Origin of the sequence: Larsenimonas rhizosphaerae (genome assembly GCF_023700005.1) — a bacterium.
Lineage (GTDB): Bacteria > Pseudomonadota > Gammaproteobacteria > Pseudomonadales > Halomonadaceae > Larsenimonas > Larsenimonas rhizosphaerae.
On the sequence record NZ_JAMLJK010000003.1, the window covers coordinates 116,607 to 134,150 of the forward strand.

Below are 17,544 nucleotides of genomic sequence, written 5' to 3' on the forward strand. Positions count from 1 at the left end.
GGTCGCTCCGCGAATGGTTCACAACGGTACCGGAACAGCGGAGGAACCTTCTGATGTCAGTAGACTCGAAAGAGTATTCCTGCTGAAGGGACAGGGCCGGAAAGCATAGTATTGAAAACGTGACATTCATGCGCTCAGGCGCGTTCATTTACTTACGGTGGCCCGGCAGGTGGCTCGGGCGGAGTATGAGATCCGGCATGTTATCTTCCATACTTTCGATTGGATTGGGTGCGGCCTTGGGCGCAAATCTTCGGTGGTGGCTCGGCGTGATGCTGAATGCCCTGTTTCCTGCCATCCCGCCCGGGACGCTGGTGGCCAACCTGCTGGGGGCCTGGTTGATCGGACTGGCACTGGCCTTTTTTGCGGCGCTGCCGGACCTGTCACCCTTCTGGCGCCTGTTTGTCATTACCGGTTTTCTGGGTGCCCTGACAACGTTTTCGACCTTTTCGGCTGAAATGTGGTCCACCCTTCAATCGGGGCGTTACTTGACGGCCCTGGCAGGAATTGCCCTGCATGTTGTCGGTGCACTATGCATGACCGGGCTGGGCATGGGCACCTTTGCGTTACTCAAGCTCTGGCTGGGAGGTCAGCAATGAATGGATTCGAAGTGCTTTTCATGGCACCCGAGGGGCGCCGTCATCAGGGGGAGCAGGTCCTGGAAAAGGTCATCTCACTGGCGAGTCAGCTGGGCATCAACAGCTATACCCGCAGGCTGGATACCGAGGCGCAGGGCCAGAATGGGCGCACGCACAGCGCGCATTTCTTCGAGCTGGCGGATCGGCCTGAAGAAGTGATGTTCGTTCTCGATGATCATCACTGCAATGAATTGATCAAGGTGGTAACGGCAGCGGAGTTACCTCTTTTTTGCCTCAAGCGCTCGATTGAATACTGGCAGCTGGGGGCCTCGACGTAATTATGACAGCCTGACACAAAACTGACATATTCCCTTGCTACCGTGGCGACATCGAAAAAACATGTGCCTTCTGCCCAATGAAGGCCTTATCGCGTCCTCGGGAGCACCCTTATGCTTAAGCACGTCGCCGCTACACTTGTTACTTCTTCCTTGATGCTCGGTTCTGCTGCAGCCTGGTCTGCCGAGACCATCACAGGCGCAGGCGCTACCTTCCCGTATCCCGTGTATTCCCAGTGGGCTGATGCCTATCAGGATGCGACTGGCGTGGGCCTTAACTATCAGGCGATCGGCTCCGGTGGCGGCATCAAGCAGATCACGGCACGTACCGTGACCTTCGGCGCCAGCGATGCCCCCATGAAGCCCGAAGAGCTTGCCAAAAACCATCTGGTGCAATGGCCTCAGATCATGGGCGGAGTTGTGCCGGTCGTGAACGTTCCCGGTATTGACGGTACGCAGCTCAAGCTTGACGGCAAGACCCTGGCGCGTATCTACATGGGTGAGGTGACAAACTGGAACGACGAGGCCATTGCAAGCCTCAATCCGGACATGGATCTGCCCGACACGCGCATCACGCCGGTTTACCGTGCAGAAGGATCCGGCACCAATTTCCTCTTTACGCATTATCTGGCTCAGGTCAGTGACACATTTGCCAATAGCGTGGGTGAGGGCAAGTCAGTGGCATGGCCTGCAGGGGTCGGCGCCAAGGCCAACGCCGGTGTGGCAAGCCAGGTTGCAGGTACGCCGGGCGGGATCGGGTACGTCGAATATGCCTATGCCCACCAGAATAACCTCAAGGTGGCTCAGCTTCGTAACCAGGATGGCCAGTTTGTCAGCGCCGGCAGCGACAGCTTCAAGGCAGCAGCAGCAAACGCTGACTGGAAACATGCCGACGGCCTTTATCTGGTGCTGACCGATCAGCCCGGTGCACAGAGCTGGCCGATTGTCGGGGCATCCTTCATTTTGATGCCGACGGATGTAAAGGACACGAAAGCCGCTGAACAGGCACTCAAGTTCTTCAACTGGGCTTATAACAATGGTGGCGATGCCGCCGCGTCACTTGATTACGTGCCCATGCCGGACAATGTTGCGTCCATGATCCGCCAGGATGTATGGAGCAAGGTGCAGGGTGATAATGGCAAGGCTGTCTGGACGAACTAGGCCTGCGTAATGCCTGAAAGCGCTGCAGCCGGAAGGCTGTGGCGCTTTTCTGCAGAATGATCCTGTGTTTCTACCGGTTTTAAGGGGGCGTGGCGCTGTGTCTGGAAACGCTACAGATGTACAGAAAAACATGTTGCTTGATGCAACACCCGGGGAGCAGGCCGCGCTCAGGCGTGAGCATCGGCGGGATCGGTTCTTTGAGCTGTCCACGCGTGGGTTTGCCCTGCTGGTGCTGGTGCTGCTTGCTACCATTCTCGGCTCCCTGATCGTATCCGGGTGGCCGGCACTGGCCAAGTTTGGCTGGGGCTTTTTCACGGAAGACCGCTGGGCCGCCAACCTGAATCGATTTGGAGCGCTGCCGGCCATTTACGGCACGCTGGTAACCTCTGCCATTGCGGTGGCGATTGCTGTCCCCGTGTCACTTGGTATCGCCATTTTTCTGACGGAGAAATGCCCGCGTGCACTTCGCCGTCCGCTGGGGACCACGGTTGAGCTCCTGGCCGGCGTACCGTCGATCATCTACGGCATGTGGGGAGTGGAGGTGCTGGCGCCTTTCCTGCAGTCTCACTTTCCTTCGCTCTTCCCGGCCGGAACCGGGCTGACAACGGCCGGCCTGATCCTTGCGGTCATGATCATTCCGTTCATTACCGCGATCACCCGGGACGTGATGCAGACCGTACCGCCCATGATGCGTGAGTCCGCCTATGGTCTGGGCTGCACTACCTGGGAAGTCACGCGTCACGTGATCTTCCCCTCGGTCAAGGCCGGGATGGTAGGGGGCGTGATTCTGGGACTTGGGCGGGCACTGGGGGAGACCATGGCAGTGACCTTTGTCATCGGCAACAACCTCTTTTTCAATCCCACCATCACCGGACAGGGCACCTCCATAGCGGCACTGATTGCCAATCAGTTTCCCGAAGCCGATGGCTTGCAGCGTTCGGCACTGCTGGCTCTTGGTCTGATGCTGTTTGTCATCACGTTCATCGTGCTGGCTCTGGCGCGAGTGATGCTCAACCGTATGGATCAGAGGGCTCCGAAATGAGCACCCACACCAGTACTCACCTGACACCGTCCAACCCCGTCTATCGGCGCCGGCGGATGCTCAATCGCCTGGTCATGCTGTTTTGCGTGAGTGCGGCAGCCTTCGGCATTCTCTGGTTGCTTCTGATTCTGTTCAGCCTGGTGACCAAGGGTATTACCGCCCTGGATGTGACGGTATTTACCGAACGTACGCGCATGACCGGCGGCGGGCTTGGCAATGCCATTCTGGGCAGTCTGATCATGACGTCGCTGGCTACGGTGGCGGGAACCATTGTGGGCGTGGCCGCCGGTACCTGGCTTGCCGAATACGGCGGCCAGTCACGACTGGCCAATCTGACGCGTTTTATCAACGATGTTCTGCTGTCGGCGCCGTCGATCATCGTCGGGCTTTATATCTACGCCATCGTGGTGTTGCCTACCGGCCACTTTTCAGGCTGGGCCGGGGTGGCTGCGTTGTCGGTACTGATTATCCCCGTGGTTATTCGGGCCACGGAAGACATGTTGCGGCTTGTTCCCAATACACTGCGTGAGGCGGCATCAGCGCTGGGTGCACATCGCTGGTGGGTGGTATGCAAGGTCTGCTACGGCGGCGCGCGCGCCGGCATCACCACCGGTATTCTGCTGGGGTGTGCGCGGATCAGCGGTGAAACGGCCCCGCTGATCTTTACCTCGTTGAATACCAACCAGTGGAACTTCTTTGACCTTGGCAGTGAAATGCCCAACCTGCCGATGACGCTTTATCAGAACATGACCATAAATTCGTTCATTCCGAGACAGGTCGAACTGGCCTGGGCGGGTGCACTTATACTGACGGTAGCCATTCTCGTTTTGAACATCCTGGCTCGCGTCATTGCAGAGCGTAAAAAAGGATGAAGCAGATGACACTACAATCTTCTGGAAAAACGTTTGCCTACGCGCGAACAGGGGCCAACACGATGAATACGATGACTCGCTCCATGTCTGGGGACGATGTTAGTACTACCGCCACGTCGACCGGGTCGGCCAAGCTCAAGGTGAATAACCTGAATTTTCATTACGGTGATTTTCAGGCGCTGAAACAGATTTCCCTTGAGATTCCGTCCAACCAGGTTACGGCATTTATCGGCCCCTCCGGTTGTGGCAAGTCGACACTGCTCCGCTGTTTCAACCGTATTCATGATCTGTATCCGGGCCTCAGGACCGACGGCGAGATTCTGCTCAATGGGCAAAACATCAATGACAAGCGCATTGATATTCATCTGCTGCGTGCCCGCATCGGTATGGTGTTTCAAAAGCCGACGCCCTTTCCGATGACGGTGTTCGATAACATCGCCTTCGGCGTCAAGCTATACGAGCGGCTGTCCTCGCGAGATATGGAAGAGCGGGTCGAATGGGCTCTGAAAAAGGCAGCGCTGTGGGATGAGGTCAAGGACAAGCTCAGGAAAAACGGCCAGTCCCTGTCGGGTGGACAGCAGCAGCGACTGTGTATCGCGCGTACCATTGCAGTGAAACCGGAGGTGATTCTACTCGACGAACCTACCTCGGCGCTGGACCCGATCTCGACAGGCTATATCGAAGACTTGATCAATGAGCTGAAGCAGGACTACACCATCGCGATGGTGACACACAACATGCAGCAGGCCGCTCGTGTGTCGGATGTCACGGCCTTCATGTATCTGGGCGAGATGGTGGAGTGTGGCCCGACAGATGGCATTTTCACGCATCCGGAGAAGAAGCAGACAGAAGATTACATAACGGGTCGTTATGGTTGATGCGTTCTTTGCCGTGAAATAAATTATGGTTTCTGTATAGTGACCTGCCACAGGGGATGCGATCAGCATCCCCTTTTTATTGGGCAAATCCTGTGCGTCGAGCAAGGGACCTCGTGTGATGAGGAAAGCAAACACGGGCTTTTTGTCTACAGTGAATAAGGTGTTGCTTGTGTTCTGCGACGTGCAGGCAATGCAAGTCACTCGATGCATCAATCATAAAAAAAGGACTTGAATCGCTTATGGCCACTCCAAGTCATGGACGTCAGAAGGTGTTTTACATCTCTGCACTGGTGATCACGCTACTGGTGATACTGGGGGCAGCCGTGCCCCAGCAGTTTGGCGATGCCGCCAATGCGGCACTCGGCTGGGTAAGCCACGTATTTGGCTGGTTTTACCTGATTTCGGTATTTGGTTTTGTGATTTTTCTGTTGTCCCTTGCGATCAGCAAGTATGGAAAGATTCGTCTTGGTCCTCAGGAAAGCAAGCCGACCTACAGCTTCTTTTCCTGGGTCAGTATGTTGCTGGCGGCAGGCTTCGGTGTGGGTCTGGTGTTTTACGGTATGGCCGAGCCGATGACTCATTTCATGAATCCGCCCTTTGGTGATGTCGAGGGACAGACGCCGGAGGCCGGGCGCCTTGCCATTCAGTACGCCTTTTTCAATTGGGGCGTACATCAGTGGGCTGCCTTTGCCATCGTGGGGCTGATCATTGCCTATACCCAGTTTCGCAAGGGCCAGACGGGCATGGTGTCTACGGTTCTATCGCCTCTGACGGCCAGGCTGCCTCAGGGCAGGCGTATTGGTGATGCCCTTGACGTCTTTGCCGTTGTTGCCACGGTGATGGGGGTCGCTACCTCCATCGGTCTGGCAGTGCTGCAGATCAATGGTGGACTGCATTTTGTCATGGGCGTGCCGGAAGGGTTTCTGTGGCAATTCATTATTCTGGCGATCATGTTTGCCTGCTACATGGCATCTGCGGCTTCGGGGCTGGACAAGGGAATCAAACGGCTTTCCAACCTGAATATGGCGCTATGTATTGGCCTTATGATCTATGTGCTCGTGACCGGCCCGACCATTGCCATTCTGCAGACCATTACCATGGGGATCGGAGATTATCTGCAGAACTTCATCGGAATGAGCCTTCGCATGTCGCCGTACGGTGGTGAAGACTGGGCCAGTTCGTGGACCGTCTTTTACTGGGCCTGGGTCATTGCCTGGTCTCCGTTTGTGGGTACTTTCATTGCGCGCGTATCGCGGGGACGTACCATCAAGGAGTATGTGTTCGGAGTGCTGATCGTGCCGCCGTTGCTGGCATGTCTGTGGATTGGTGTCTTTGGTGGTGCCGCCATTCATATGGATCTGGCGCAGGGTGCGCATCTGGCCGAGGCCACCAGTGACAATATCACGACAGCACTGTTCAAGATGTTTGATTTGATGCCGTTTTCCGGCGTGCTGTCCTTTGTCGCCGTTGTGCTCATTTTCATCTTTCTGGTGACGTCGGCAGATTCCGCGTCCTACATCGTGTCGCAGATGACGGATAATGGATCGCTTAACCCACCGCTTTACAAGCGTATTGTCTGGGGGGTGTTGATTGCAGCGATCTGTCTGACGCTGCTGGTGGCGGGTGGTCTCAAGGGGCTGCAGTCGGCCGCGGTGCTATCGGCATTGCCCTTCACGTTTATTGTTTATGCCATGCTTTATGTGCTGATGAAGGAGTTGCGAGCAGATCGTAGAAACATGTTGCGCCATTTGTACCGTCAACATGGTGAAACGCCCGTCGGGGCTGATATTTACGAGGCTGACGAGATGTCGGGCAGCGCGGATGAGCGGATCAGGCGGATCCCGCGGACGGTGAATCGTCGGATCAGGACCAGCCGCGACAGCAACTCGACCGATCAGGGGTAGCCGCAGGCATTAATGGGCACCATATTAAAAAGCAATTGTCAGGGGACTCATGCCGGGTATTACCATGCGCGAGTTCGGGATGATTGTCCTGAATCCTGTGCTGTTCACTTAACGCATGCATCAGCACGACCCTTTTTGGATCCCGCACTCAGGTGCGGGATTTTTTTATAAGCTCCTTTAGCGTTCTCTTCTATGCTGGACAAAAAGGGCAGAGAACAACGTGATGCGCTGGTTTGTTATCGGAAGTGCACTGCTGGTACTGGTGTCTTGGTATTGCCTCGGCCAGCCGACCCTGCGCTCGCTCGTTCCTGACGCCTATAATCCGTTAGTCCCATTGAATATCAATGATGAGGTGACGCCGTTGACGCGCTGGAAGCTTGAACGGTTGAAGCAGGATGATGGCGCCTGCCAGGTCGTACTGGCGCAGGCGGTCAAAACATCCGATATCGATGTAAGGCCTGTCGGCTCGTTTGTAGTACAGGGATGCCCGCTGAAGAACGTGTCACGCGTGTATCGTACTTCCGTGGCCTTCAACGCTTCCTTTCTGGCCAGCTGTCCGTTGGTTGTCAGTTGGCTGGTATTCGAGCGTCAGCGTCTTCAGCCAATAACACGCGACATGCTGGGTACGTCAGTAGCCCGGGTACGGCACTATGGAAGCTTTGCATGCCGTAATATCTATCATCGTGCCAATGCCCCTCGCAGTGAACATGCAAGTGCCTCCGCGTTCGACCTGGCGGCGCTCGAGCTGGCTGACGGCCGCCGTCTGGATCTGCTGACGGAGTGGCCGAAGGGTGATGCACGCAGCGAATACTGGCATACCCTGTTCAAGGGGGCCTGCGATATCTTCGGTACGTCTCTTGGTCCTGATTACAATCAGGCCCATGCCAACCATTTTCATCTGGGAACACGGCGCTTTGGTCTCTGTCGGTAATGAGCATCGGGCATGTTCGGGTGAAGTAACCTGGCCATCGGTCGTTATAACGGAAGTACTTCGCGCATCAACTGCACATAGGCCTGCGAGATCACGATGATGGAACCTTATCGCTCATACTCTTCGTATATCGATGTGCTTTCACAGTTCGTCAAACAACTGTCGGCGGCTGAACCTCACGCACTCGCAGTGCAGGATGATGACCCGAAAGGGCATTCGCCGGGGCATCTGAAAATGTATTTTCTGGACGGTGAAAAGCATTTCATCGGTGTGCTGGGCGTTTTGAAGGTTGATGCCGAACGGCTGCCACTCAATGGTTGTCTTCCAGGGGCGCCTGGCCACTATCCGGTGCCTGAAGGTCTGCATGAGTACCTGATACGCACCATTGCGCAGCGGCTGGCCTGGAATCACTACAGTGATCATGGGTTTGCGACCGAATGGTTGACGCATGGCCTGTGGGACACGCTGGCCTGCCGTCTTGAAAACAGTACTCAAATGCGTGATTACACCCCTGCATTTACCGAGCCGGGCTTCCCTTATCTTGCGCGGGTAACACTGGGCGGGCAGGGATATCGGTTCCAGATCATGGGGATGGAGGGTGACTTTCTGGTCGGGCGCCCGCTGCGTTCCTGTCATGTTGGTTCGGAGTCGCTTCCGGCGACCTTTCCCGGACGTGAATGGCTGGTGGAAGAGCAGGAGCAGGGGCAGGAGCGTCAGTTCATGTTCATGAGTGATTGTGCCTACCTTGTTCCCGAGGAGTGCGTCGACAAGCCGGCGACCTGGTTTGAAGCCCGCGCGCTGATGCCCATGGAGCAGGCCTGCCAGATATTTGCCCAGGTCGCCGGCCTGTCTTCCTATCTATACCAGGGGCGCATCGAGGTCGCGCCGGCTGTACCTGCAGACATGCCCGAAGCGGCATCGCGCTTCTGGCCAACGGCGATGGGAGTCACGGTACTGGGAGTGCTGACGGCTCTGACGATTATCGCCTGTCTCTGAGCGTTCCATCTTTTCTTGATGCATGATCGGGGGTATCCTGCCCGGTTTCCTGAATGTACTTTTCCTGCCTTGTCGTGCCGCTGGCACCAGGGGGCGGTATGCATCAACGGAGCGCATCATGGCACCACGCGTCGGAGTTATCATGGGGTCGGTATCTGACTGGCCTGTAATGGAGCATGCGACTCTCATGCTGGAACAGCTGGGGGTAGAATTCGAAACACGCGTTGTTTCGGCACATCGCACGCCGGATCTATTGTTCGAGTATGCACGTCAGGCGTCCGAGCGCGGCCTTGAGGTGATTATCGCCGGAGCAGGCGGGGCTGCCCATCTTCCCGGTATGGTGGCTTCCCAGACTTCTCTGCCGGTACTGGGCGTGCCGGTGGAGTCAAAGGCCCTGAAGGGGCTTGATTCCCTGCTGTCCATTGTACAGATGCCGGGCGGCGTGGCCGTTGGTACACTGGCGATCGGCAAGGCTGGTGCGAAGAATGCCGGGCTGCTGGCGGCGCAGATTATCGGTACGCATGATCAGCAGGTGCGCCAGGCAGTCGATGACTTCCGTACCGAGCAGACCCGTAGCGTGCTGGATACGCCGGATCCGCGAGAACAGTGAGCGCGTACCCTCAGGGTACGCTTCTTTATCCCGCATCGTAATGTGAGCGCTCATGCATATTGGTATTCTGGGAGCTGGACAACTGGGCCGAATGCTGGCTTTGGCTGGCTACCCACTGGCAAATCGCTTCTCTCTTCTTGATCCTGCCGGCACCCCCAGCGCCGATATCGGTCGGATCATGACCGGTCAGGATGACGACACGCTGGCTGAATTTCTGGCCGGGGTGGATCTGGTAACCTATGAATTCGAGCATCTGGATACTGCTCTGGTCGAGCGTATCGAAGCGCACGTACCGGTGTATCCCTCGCGGCGTGCTCTGGCTGTCTGCCAGAATCGCGGCGATGAAAAGGCGCTTTTTTCTCACCTGTCGATCCCGACCCCTGAATGGCGGCTGGTAGGTAGTGCCACCGAGCTGGCCGAAGCAGTCAATGCGATGGGTGCACCGGTGGTCGCCAAATCCGTAACGGAAGGCTATGACGGCAAGGGACAGGCGGTACTCCATCATGCCGATGAGGCCGAGGCTGCCTGGAACAGCATCGGGCACACGCAGCTGGTGGTTGAGGCGTTTGTCGATTTCGTGCGTGAAATGTCCATCATTGCCGTGCGCAGTACGAGTGGAGAACTGGCTTTTTACCCCATGGCCGAAAACCATCATCACCAGGGAATCCTGCGTTACAGCATGGCGCCGCTGGCAGATATTTCCGATGATGTTCAGGCGCGTGCCGAGCACTACATTCAGCAGCTTCTTGATGAACTCGATTATGTGGGTGTGCTGGCGCTGGAGCTTTTCCAGCTGGCCGATGGCTCGCTTCTGGTCAATGAAATGGCTCCTCGTGTTCATAACTCGGGCCACTGGACGATGGACGGCGCGGTTACCAGTCAGTTTGAAAACCATCTTCGGGCCATTCAGGGCCTGCCTCTTGGGTCAACTCGTGCCCTGCATCCGACCTGCATGATCAATATCATTGGGCGGGAGGTGGATGCGAGCGAGATTCTGGCACATGAAGACGTGCATCTGCACCGCTATGGAAAGAGCGAGCGGGCCGGCCGCAAGCTGGGACACCTCAATGTCACGGCGCCAACACCTGATGAACTCAAGGCTCGTCTGGCGGAGGTTCATCCGCTGGTGCCGGATGTGCCGGCGCCGCGCTTTCTTGCCTGGGAGTCATCCCGAGAGGCATGACAATCCTTGAGCTGCTGAAACGCCCCGAAAACCGGGGCGTTTCAGCATGAGTCAGGCAAGGCAGCGCCTGATCATTCTGGAGAGCCGTTTCTCAATGACTTCAAAGCTTAACCAGGACAGGCCCAGAATGACCGGCAGACATGCCAGCAGTGTCATGGCGGGGCTGATGTCCAGTTGTCGTGTCAGAAGGTACTCACCGCTCCACAGTACAATGATATGTACCAGATAGACTGAATAGGACCAGTCGCCCAGCTGTTTCAACAGAGGCAGCCGCTGAAAGTGGGCTTCCAGTGAAATGGCGCAGCCGACCAGCAAGGCACCGGGTACGCCCCAGGTCACCAGCCGATACGGTGACTGATCGTCGAACTTCAACATGAATGCCACTGCCAGCACCGCCAGCATCAGCGGAATCCAGCGCCCCTGTGGGATATAACCGCGTCGGTATATTACGCCAATGCCGATACCCAGGATAAATTCGTACATCATGGGATTGGTATAGAAGTTACTGATAAATGGCTGTTGTGCCAGCAGGGGACACATTACGGCCAACAGACCGGCGACCAGCCAGAGGCGATACCGCTCTCCTGCCACGAATGACAGGGCAAATATCACATAAAAAAGCATTTCGAAATTCAGTGACCATCCAACTGGCAAAATCGGATACAGGCCGAATCCACCCGGGTTCTGCGACGGTAGAAAGAAAAGAGAGTACAGCAACTCCCTCATGCTGACGCCATAGACCGGCATCACTTCGCCGGCAAAGGTGATAATTCCCGCCGTAATCAGGGTATAAAGCCAGTAGGCGGGTACGACTCTGGCCAGGCGATGGATCAAAAAGGTATGGGAGGCCATCTCCCGTCCTGCAGTGGAGATATAAATCACGAAACCACTGATGACAAAAAAGATATCCACACCAGCCTGGCCGCGCGTGGAAAGCAGGTGGCCGGTGGTGGTGGTGGCATTGAAGTCAAAAAAGACCTGCATGAAGTGATGAAACACTACCAGCCAGGCTGCGAAGGCGCGAAGGCCCTGTACCGAGATCAGCATGCGTTGGTTTCCTGTGGCCTGTCTGTTCGAGACAGGCTCAGACCACGGAAGCCGGTTGATGATCCATGCAGGCAGCGAAACGTAACATATCAAGACAGAGTGCTTTCACAGTGGGCGCTGCTGGCTGGCTGCCATATGTGCCTGCTGAAAACACTTGTGAACGTATTCGGGGGTAATGTTGTACTCGGCAAGTGTCGGCCACCGGATACTGATCCACTGGTCCTGCTCGTACAGCCGTGACGTTTCAAGCAGCAGGCCCAGTACTCCTTCATGGTGAAGCAGGGCGCTGCGGATATTGTCGTGCAGTGGAATGGCTTCCAGCAGCTGCTCCACGGGTATGGAAAAGAAGGCATCCAGGTAGGAGAAAAGCCCCACCATGAAAGCACTTTCCTGAGTATCCGAATCGAACTGGGCTGCCAGTTCAAAGGCCAGAAATGCACGGGTCAGTGCCATGTGAGGCAGTGCAGTGCCGGTCTGGCTGGTGCGCGTCAATGCCATTAGGCTTGCCAGGCTGCGTATTCGTTGCAGACCCAGAAGCAGAGTGGCCTGTCTGATGGAAACGATATCGGTCGCGCGCTGGTAGTAGGCGGAATTGACGAGCTTGAGAAGTTGCACACTGAGTGCCGGGTCTCTTTCGATGATACGGGTCACTTCAAGCGTTGTAACATCCGGGCTGTTCAACACCTTCAGAAGTTTCAGTATGCCCGCATGATTCATGTCGAGCTGTTTACCATGAACCGGAGCAGGTCTTGCCAGAAAATAGCCCTGAAAGAGGTCGATGCCTGCCTGCATGCACTGCTCATAATCGCTCTGTGTTTCTATTTTTTCGGCAAGCAGCAGCAGGGAAGGGTAGCGCCGTTTGAGCTGAATGACTGTTCTGATCAATGCGATATCGTCATAGACCGGGAAATCCAGCTTGACGATACGTACCCAGGGAAGAAAGGGGTGGTCTGCGTCGGTCTGGCTATAATCATCGAGTGCCAGCGTATAGCCTTGCTCGTACAGGTGTCGCAGTGCCTCGATATTCTCATCAGTGACATCAACGGTTTCCAGTACTTCGATCACCAGGTGTTCGGGTCTGAAGGGAAAGTCGCCGTGCAGGGTTTCTTCGGTGAAGTTGATATAGGCTTTAGTACCGTCACAGGCCTTTTCGATACCGGATTCGATGAATACGTTGGCAAGTACCGTTCCCGTGGCCTGGTTTCCATCCATGTCCAGTGGAAAGCAGCCGCTACCGTCAGCAGGTCGAAAAAGAAACTCATAGCCTTTAAGTGTCTTGTTGCGATCTACAATCGGCTGGCGTGCATAGAGCACAGTGCAGGGCATAAGGCTCTGTTCATCGACAGCTGGCATGGGGGGCTTCTCCGACAGATGCTTGTACGATATTTCGCTAATATCGGCACTATCTGTAACCGCTTGAAGAACGGCTGGCCCCATGCCAGCTTCCTGTGCCCTTGACCAGTCGGTTCAGCCGGTGGCGAGCAAGCCAGTCGTGCGCTCCACCTCTTCACTATCCATCAGAGCAATGGTCACCGGAACGGATTTACCGGCGATGGTATTACTGCGCTCGTCCCTGTTGGCGATCGGAATCAGTGCATTGGTCTCGGGGTAATAACCTGCAATGCAGCCACGCGGAATATCATAGGGCACGACCTTGAACCCGGCCACACGACGTGGAATGTTATCTTCAGCCACGGCACTGAATGCAATCATGTTGCCTGCCTCAAGGCCGTGAGCCTCGATGTCTTCCGGGTTCATCATGGCGACCATCCGCGTTCCGTAGATATCACGGTAGCGATCATCCAGCGAATAAACCGTTGTATTGAACTGATCATGGCCACGGGTGGTAAGCAACTGAAAGTAATCGGCGTCTGGGGGCGTCATGCCGGAATCCATTTTATCGGCATCGAACAGGAAGTTGGCTTTTCCGGAATCGGTCAGCCATACCCGTTCACGGGCAGCGTTATAGATATGAAAACCGCCAGGTATCTGAATGCGCTCATTATATCGAGGAAAGATGTCCGGAAAGACGGCTTCAATCCGGTCCCTGATACGAGAGTGATCCTCGGCCAGCCATGCCCAGTCGACCTTTGGGTGAACCGGCAGGGTAGCGCGGGCAATATCGCTGATAATCGTCACTTCAGAGCGCAGGTGAGGGGAGGCCGGTTCAAGTTCACCGGTTGAGGCATGCACCATGCACATCCCGTCTTCCACTGTACTGGCCTGTGCAACGCCGGCCTTGATATCCCGCTCGGTCTTGCCAAGGCAAGGCAGGATATAGGCTTTTTTACCATGAACAAGATGGCTTCGGTTCAGCTTGGTGGAAATCTGAACCGTCAGATCCAGCTGGTTGATCGTTGCCTGTGCAACACGTTCCGGGTCGGGAATTGCGCGAAAGAAATTACCGCCCAGGCCAATGAACGCGGATACTTCGTTACGCATGATGGCCTCACAGCACAGGGCAACATCATGACCATGCTCACGAGGGCACTGGATCTCAAAGGTACTGTCCAGGTTGTCCAGCATTTCCGTGGTTGGCTTGTGAAAGATTCCTACCGTGCGGTCACCCTGAACATTGGAGTGCCCGCGAACCGGGCAGGCACCCGCGCCGCGCTTGCCGATATTGCCGCCCATGAGCAGCAGGTTGATGATCTGGTGAATGGCATCACCACCGTAGCGGTGCTGGGTAATTCCCATGCCCCAGCAGGCAATGACGCGTTCGGACTTGCTGTAGCACTCGGCGGCTTCGCGAATGGCTGACTGGGTCATGCCTGAATGATGCTCGATGACCTCCCATGTCAGGGAGCGGCAGTGCGCCATATAGGCTTCGAAGCCGTGCGTGTGGGCTTCGATGAATTCGTGGTCCAGTACTCGAGGCTCGCCACGCTGTTGCGCCTCATCATCCATTTCAATCAGTGCCTTGCACATGCCCTGAATGGCGGCAATATCACCTCCGATACGCAATTGATGATACTGGGCGCTGATCCTGGTGCCGTCGGGTTTGAGCATGTCGAGTGTGCTTTGCGGGTTGGCAAACTTGACCAGTGCCTTTTCCCGCAGCGGATTGAACGTGATGACACTGCCGCCACGCATGACCAGCTTGTGCAACTCGCCCATCATCCTTGGGCTGTTGGTACCGGTATTCTGGCCGAAAATGAAGATGGCATCGGCATAATCGAAATCATCGAGTGTGGTAGTAGCCTTGCCCACGCCAAGGCTCATGGGAAGCGCCACGGTGGTGGTCTCATGACACATGTTGGAGCAATCGGGGAAGTTGTTGGTGCCATAGAGACGCCCCAGCAACTGAAACATGAATGCGGATTCATTGGAGGCGCGCCCCGAGGTGTAAAACTCTACCTGGTTGGGGTTGCCCACCTGCTGAAGAGTCGCGCCGATATCAGCCATGGCCTCATCCCAGCTGACGGCCTGATACCGATCACTGCTTGCGTCATAGCGCATTGGATGGGTCAGGCGTCCCTGATTTTCAAGCTCATGATCAGACCACTCGCGAAGCGCTGTCACAGTGTGCTGCTCGAAAAACGCCGGCGTGGTGCGCTTGTGTGTGGTTTCCCATGCAACGGCCTTGGCACCGTTTTCGCAGAATTCAGCCATGTGGGGTTTGGCTGGATCCGGCCACGCACAGCTTGGACAGTCAAATCCGCCGGGCTTGTTCATCTTGAGCATCAGTCGGTTGCCACGGAAGGGCACCTGCTGTCGAAGCATATGCTGTTCTACTGCCTTCAGGGCCAGCCAGCCGCCGCCGGGAGAAGATGATTTGTCCTGAGTACCCAGCATATCGGAAGAGGTTTTACTTGATGTCTCATCCATGAGCCACCTCACAAAAAGGGAAGAAATAAATAAAAGGAGCGCTCGGCTTCACGCCTGAAACCGAGCGCCTGCGGTATAAGACAACGCCGCAACAACGGTAGTGCCTTTAAATGTAGGTGGTCGGCGGCGTGATGACGAGCCGCATTCAGCACTTTTTGGTTAAAGTAGGGAAATCGAGGGTCGTTCGTACTACAGGAGAAGACTATGTCGCAGGTCGCGTTGATCACCGGATGCTCCAGTGGGATTGGGCTGGCTCTGGTGCAGCAGTTGGTGACATTGAACTATCACGTGATTGCCACGGTGCGTCGTGAAGCGGATCTGGCTCGGATAACGGCGCTGGGAGCAGAAGGACGACTTCTGGATGTAACGGACGCTCAGGGGGTGGATGCCCTTGTTACTGACGTGGAGCAGCGTTACCAGGGACTGGATGTACTGATCAACAATGCTGGATTCGGCGCCATGGGGCCGGTACTTGATTTCGATGATAAGGCGCTGACCCATCAGTTCGAGGTCAATGTGATTGCGCCGGTGCGACTTGCTCGCGCCACACTGCTGCTCTTGAAGGCGCGTGGGGGGGTTGTTTTCAATATCGGGAGTGTCGCAGGGGAGGTCAGTTCTCCCTATGCTGGAGTGTACTGCGCATCGAAAGCAGCGCTTCACCGATTGAACGATGCCATGCGCATGGAGCTGGCTCCTCTAGGGGTCGACGTGGTGCTGGTACGCCCTGGCGCCATCGAGTCCCGGTTTGGACAGCGAGCACGTCACGAGCTTTCGGGACGCCTGAAGGAAAACTCCCCGTGGCGGCCGTTTCGCGCCGGCATTGACAAGCGTGCAGGTTCTTCAGAACTCTTGAGCTCAACGCCGGCCTCTCGCCTGGCCGAAAAGGTTGCTTCAGCCCTTACTGCGTCGCGCCGGCCAGCCATTATCCGTGTGGGTAATGGGGGGCTTGCGTTGCCGCTGTTGGCGCTGTTGCCACACCGGATGCGCGATTACTGGCTCAAGCGTTATTTCGGATTGAACGATGCTTCATCCTGATGGTGTGGGGGGCGGGATTCTGCACCGTATTCCATCTTCCACTGCTGCTGTCTTATCTGGGATTTCATGACGTCCAGCACTTCAATCATGACCTGCTCTATTTCACGATTGGCACTGGCATTATCCTCGATCCATGCATCAAAGCCGCTTTCAGCCATCGATTCGGCCAGGTTCCGAAAGCGGCGCTGATTGACACGTTGTATGCTGCCATCCAGCAGACCGCATACTGCCTCGGTCAGACTTTGCTCCATGGCAGTTGCCAGCGTATCCCCCATTGGCAGCCGTTTAAGGCGATGCATGTCCGGATTTTCTGACAGGGTGTCGTGCACGAGACTGCGAACCATGCCGAGAATATCGGCCCGATGAGTACCGTAGGCCTGCAATATCAGGCGAATCGTACGGTCTGTCATGTCCTCGATCAGGGCCTGTTTACGAGGCAGCAGGACATCGCGGGTGATGCGGTCGGTCAGCTTGCCGTTGTCACTGAGTTCCGTCTGTACATTGCCAAGCATCTTGATGGCGACGCGATCGGTCAGCTCCTCCATCAGGATCTGGTAATACTTGTAGCAGAACTGATAGACCGACCATTGCCGTACATTGATGGTGCCCATGCGCTGAAGTCGAATCAGCAGGCTGACCACACGCAGCACTCTCAATACCCTGAATCCGCTGACCGGAATACAGCCCAGGACGTCATACCAGTGAATGAAGGGATAGAAGAACCATCGGTGATAACGTCTTTCTCGAATAGCAACAAGCCAGCCCGCCAGTACATCAAGTGCCAGCAGGGCAACAAAATACAGGTCGATCGTGGTGAAGTTCGCGTGCATCCAGGCGGCGGTAGACTGAAGGCTGGCTGGTCCCAGGTCTACAAGAGCATGTACCGGGCCAAGGGCGTATAACGTATCGAGCAGGATGAGCAGCAGGTTAAGCCCAACAACTACTACAATGATGGTGTCCCACCAGGCATGAAAGGCATCCTGGGCTGCAGGTCGGGTAATGCGGGACGGGGGCATTCAAAAGCTCCGAAGTAAAAGGGACATTACTGCCGACAGTCTAGCGCGTCAGGCATGGAGCTGCCCGTATCCTCCATGAATGATCACGAGATATAACATTTCTTCATAAGAAGACATGCTGTGAGGCACTA

The 17,544-nt window shown here is 56.0% G+C and carries 16 protein-coding genes; 12 read left to right on the top strand and 4 right to left on the bottom strand.

Annotation, left to right across the window (positions count from 1 at the left end; translation table 11 throughout):
• The first annotated feature begins 197 nt into the window (after positions 1-197).
• From crcB to NAT21_RS12675, 11 genes are all read left to right on the top strand, one after another.
• A complete protein-coding gene (crcB, locus tag NAT21_RS12625) occupies positions 198-596 on the top strand; it encodes a fluoride efflux transporter CrcB (RefSeq protein ID WP_250938917.1) in 399 nt (132 codons plus the stop codon).
• Entirely contained in the window at positions 593-913 is a 321-nt protein-coding gene (locus NAT21_RS12630; RefSeq protein ID WP_250938918.1) for a putative PII-like signaling protein, read from the top strand. Before crcB ends, NAT21_RS12630 begins: the two co-directional genes overlap by 4 nt.
• A gap of 111 nt (positions 914-1,024) precedes the next feature.
• Complete coding sequence (gene pstS / locus NAT21_RS12635) at positions 1,025-2,071, top strand: phosphate ABC transporter substrate-binding protein PstS (protein ID WP_250938919.1); 1,047 nt, start codon at positions 1,025-1,027, stop codon at positions 2,069-2,071.
• Between the two features lie 130 nt (positions 2,072-2,201).
• The gene (gene pstC / locus NAT21_RS12640; RefSeq protein ID WP_250938920.1) at positions 2,202-3,113 is read left to right on the top strand and encodes a phosphate ABC transporter permease subunit PstC; all 912 of its coding nucleotides are present in this window, start codon (positions 2,202-2,204) and stop codon (positions 3,111-3,113) included.
• A complete protein-coding gene (gene pstA, locus NAT21_RS12645) occupies positions 3,110-3,985 on the top strand; it encodes a phosphate ABC transporter permease PstA (protein ID WP_250938921.1) in 876 nt (291 codons plus the stop codon). The genes pstC and pstA overlap by 4 nt, the downstream gene beginning before the upstream one ends.
• Positions 3,986-4,068: 83 nt before the next feature.
• Positions 4,069-4,863, top strand: a complete 795-nt coding sequence (pstB, locus tag NAT21_RS12650; protein ID WP_250939157.1) for a phosphate ABC transporter ATP-binding protein PstB — start codon at positions 4,069-4,071, stop codon at positions 4,861-4,863.
• A gap of 239 nt (positions 4,864-5,102) precedes the next feature.
• Positions 5,103-6,767 carry a BCCT family transporter gene (locus tag NAT21_RS12655; RefSeq protein WP_250938922.1) on the top strand — a complete coding sequence of 555 codons (1,665 nt, stop codon included), beginning with the start codon at positions 5,103-5,105 and terminating at the stop codon, positions 6,765-6,767.
• Positions 6,768-6,990: 223 nt separating this feature from the next.
• A complete protein-coding gene (locus NAT21_RS12660) occupies positions 6,991-7,698 on the top strand; it encodes an extensin-like domain-containing protein (RefSeq protein ID WP_250938923.1) in 708 nt (235 codons plus the stop codon).
• 96 nt (positions 7,699-7,794) lie between these two features.
• The gene (locus NAT21_RS12665; RefSeq protein ID WP_250938924.1) at positions 7,795-8,694 is read left to right on the top strand and encodes a hypothetical protein; all 900 of its coding nucleotides are present in this window, start codon (positions 7,795-7,797) and stop codon (positions 8,692-8,694) included.
• A 118-nt stretch (positions 8,695-8,812) separates the two neighbouring features.
• Positions 8,813-9,304, top strand: a complete 492-nt coding sequence (gene purE, locus NAT21_RS12670; protein WP_250938925.1) for a 5-(carboxyamino)imidazole ribonucleotide mutase — start codon at positions 8,813-8,815, stop codon at positions 9,302-9,304.
• 52 nt (positions 9,305-9,356) lie between these two features.
• Positions 9,357-10,487 (top strand): 5-(carboxyamino)imidazole ribonucleotide synthase, encoded by a 1,131-nt coding sequence (locus NAT21_RS12675; protein ID WP_250938927.1) that lies wholly within the window; start codon positions 9,357-9,359, stop codon positions 10,485-10,487.
• 51 nt (positions 10,488-10,538) lie between these two features.
• On the opposite strand, the gene NAT21_RS12680 is transcribed toward NAT21_RS12675, so the two are convergent.
• The 3 genes from NAT21_RS12680 to NAT21_RS12690 form a co-directional block, all read right to left on the bottom strand.
• Positions 10,539-11,534, bottom strand: a complete 996-nt coding sequence (locus NAT21_RS12680; protein ID WP_250938929.1) for an acyltransferase family protein — start codon at positions 11,532-11,534, stop codon at positions 10,539-10,541.
• Between the two features lie 105 nt (positions 11,535-11,639).
• The gene (locus tag NAT21_RS12685; RefSeq protein ID WP_250938931.1) at positions 11,640-12,887 is read right to left on the bottom strand and encodes an EAL and HDOD domain-containing protein; all 1,248 of its coding nucleotides are present in this window, start codon (positions 12,885-12,887) and stop codon (positions 11,640-11,642) included.
• A gap of 114 nt (positions 12,888-13,001) precedes the next feature.
• Positions 13,002-15,362 (bottom strand): FdhF/YdeP family oxidoreductase, encoded by a 2,361-nt coding sequence (locus NAT21_RS12690; protein WP_250938933.1) that lies wholly within the window; start codon positions 15,360-15,362, stop codon positions 13,002-13,004.
• 204 nt (positions 15,363-15,566) lie between these two features.
• On the opposite strand from NAT21_RS12690, the gene NAT21_RS12695 reads away from it, so the two are divergent.
• Positions 15,567-16,397 (top strand): SDR family NAD(P)-dependent oxidoreductase, encoded by an 831-nt coding sequence (locus tag NAT21_RS12695; protein WP_250938935.1) that lies wholly within the window; start codon positions 15,567-15,569, stop codon positions 16,395-16,397.
• Here NAT21_RS12695 and NAT21_RS12700 read toward each other — a convergent pair.
• Positions 16,367-17,413 carry an ion transporter gene (locus tag NAT21_RS12700; protein WP_250938937.1) on the bottom strand — a complete coding sequence of 349 codons (1,047 nt, stop codon included), beginning with the start codon at positions 17,411-17,413 and terminating at the stop codon, positions 16,367-16,369. The genes NAT21_RS12695 and NAT21_RS12700 overlap by 31 nt on opposite strands.
• Positions 17,414-17,544 lie beyond the last annotated feature (131 nt).

What these genes read in the sequence shown, in the direction of transcription:
- crcB (WP_250938917.1), top strand. Translation starts at nt 198, where the DNA reads ATGTTATCTTCCATACTTTCGATTGGATTGGGTGCGGCCTTGGGCGCA.
- NAT21_RS12630 (WP_250938918.1), top strand. Translation starts at nt 593, where the DNA reads ATGAATGGATTCGAAGTGCTTTTCATGGCACCCGAGGGGCGCCGTCAT.
- pstS (WP_250938919.1), top strand. Translation starts at nt 1,025, where the DNA reads ATGCTTAAGCACGTCGCCGCTACACTTGTTACTTCTTCCTTGATGCTC.
- pstC (WP_250938920.1), top strand. Translation starts at nt 2,202, where the DNA reads ATGTTGCTTGATGCAACACCCGGGGAGCAGGCCGCGCTCAGGCGTGAG.
- pstA (WP_250938921.1), top strand. Translation starts at nt 3,110, where the DNA reads ATGAGCACCCACACCAGTACTCACCTGACACCGTCCAACCCCGTCTAT.
- pstB (WP_250939157.1), top strand. Translation starts at nt 4,069, where the DNA reads ATGTCTGGGGACGATGTTAGTACTACCGCCACGTCGACCGGGTCGGCC.
- NAT21_RS12655 (WP_250938922.1), top strand. Translation starts at nt 5,103, where the DNA reads ATGGCCACTCCAAGTCATGGACGTCAGAAGGTGTTTTACATCTCTGCA.
- NAT21_RS12660 (WP_250938923.1), top strand. Translation starts at nt 6,991, where the DNA reads ATGCGCTGGTTTGTTATCGGAAGTGCACTGCTGGTACTGGTGTCTTGG.
- NAT21_RS12665 (WP_250938924.1), top strand. Translation starts at nt 7,795, where the DNA reads ATGATGGAACCTTATCGCTCATACTCTTCGTATATCGATGTGCTTTCA.
- purE (WP_250938925.1), top strand. Translation starts at nt 8,813, where the DNA reads ATGGCACCACGCGTCGGAGTTATCATGGGGTCGGTATCTGACTGGCCT.
- NAT21_RS12675 (WP_250938927.1), top strand. Translation starts at nt 9,357, where the DNA reads ATGCATATTGGTATTCTGGGAGCTGGACAACTGGGCCGAATGCTGGCT.
- NAT21_RS12680 (WP_250938929.1), bottom strand. Translation starts at nt 11,534, where the DNA reads ATGCTGATCTCGGTACAGGGCCTTCGCGCCTTCGCAGCCTGGCTGGTA.
- NAT21_RS12685 (WP_250938931.1), bottom strand. Translation starts at nt 12,887, where the DNA reads ATGCCAGCTGTCGATGAACAGAGCCTTATGCCCTGCACTGTGCTCTAT.
- NAT21_RS12690 (WP_250938933.1), bottom strand. Translation starts at nt 15,362, where the DNA reads ATGGATGAGACATCAAGTAAAACCTCTTCCGATATGCTGGGTACTCAG.
- NAT21_RS12695 (WP_250938935.1), top strand. Translation starts at nt 15,567, where the DNA reads ATGTCGCAGGTCGCGTTGATCACCGGATGCTCCAGTGGGATTGGGCTG.
- NAT21_RS12700 (WP_250938937.1), bottom strand. Translation starts at nt 17,413, where the DNA reads ATGCCCCCGTCCCGCATTACCCGACCTGCAGCCCAGGATGCCTTTCAT.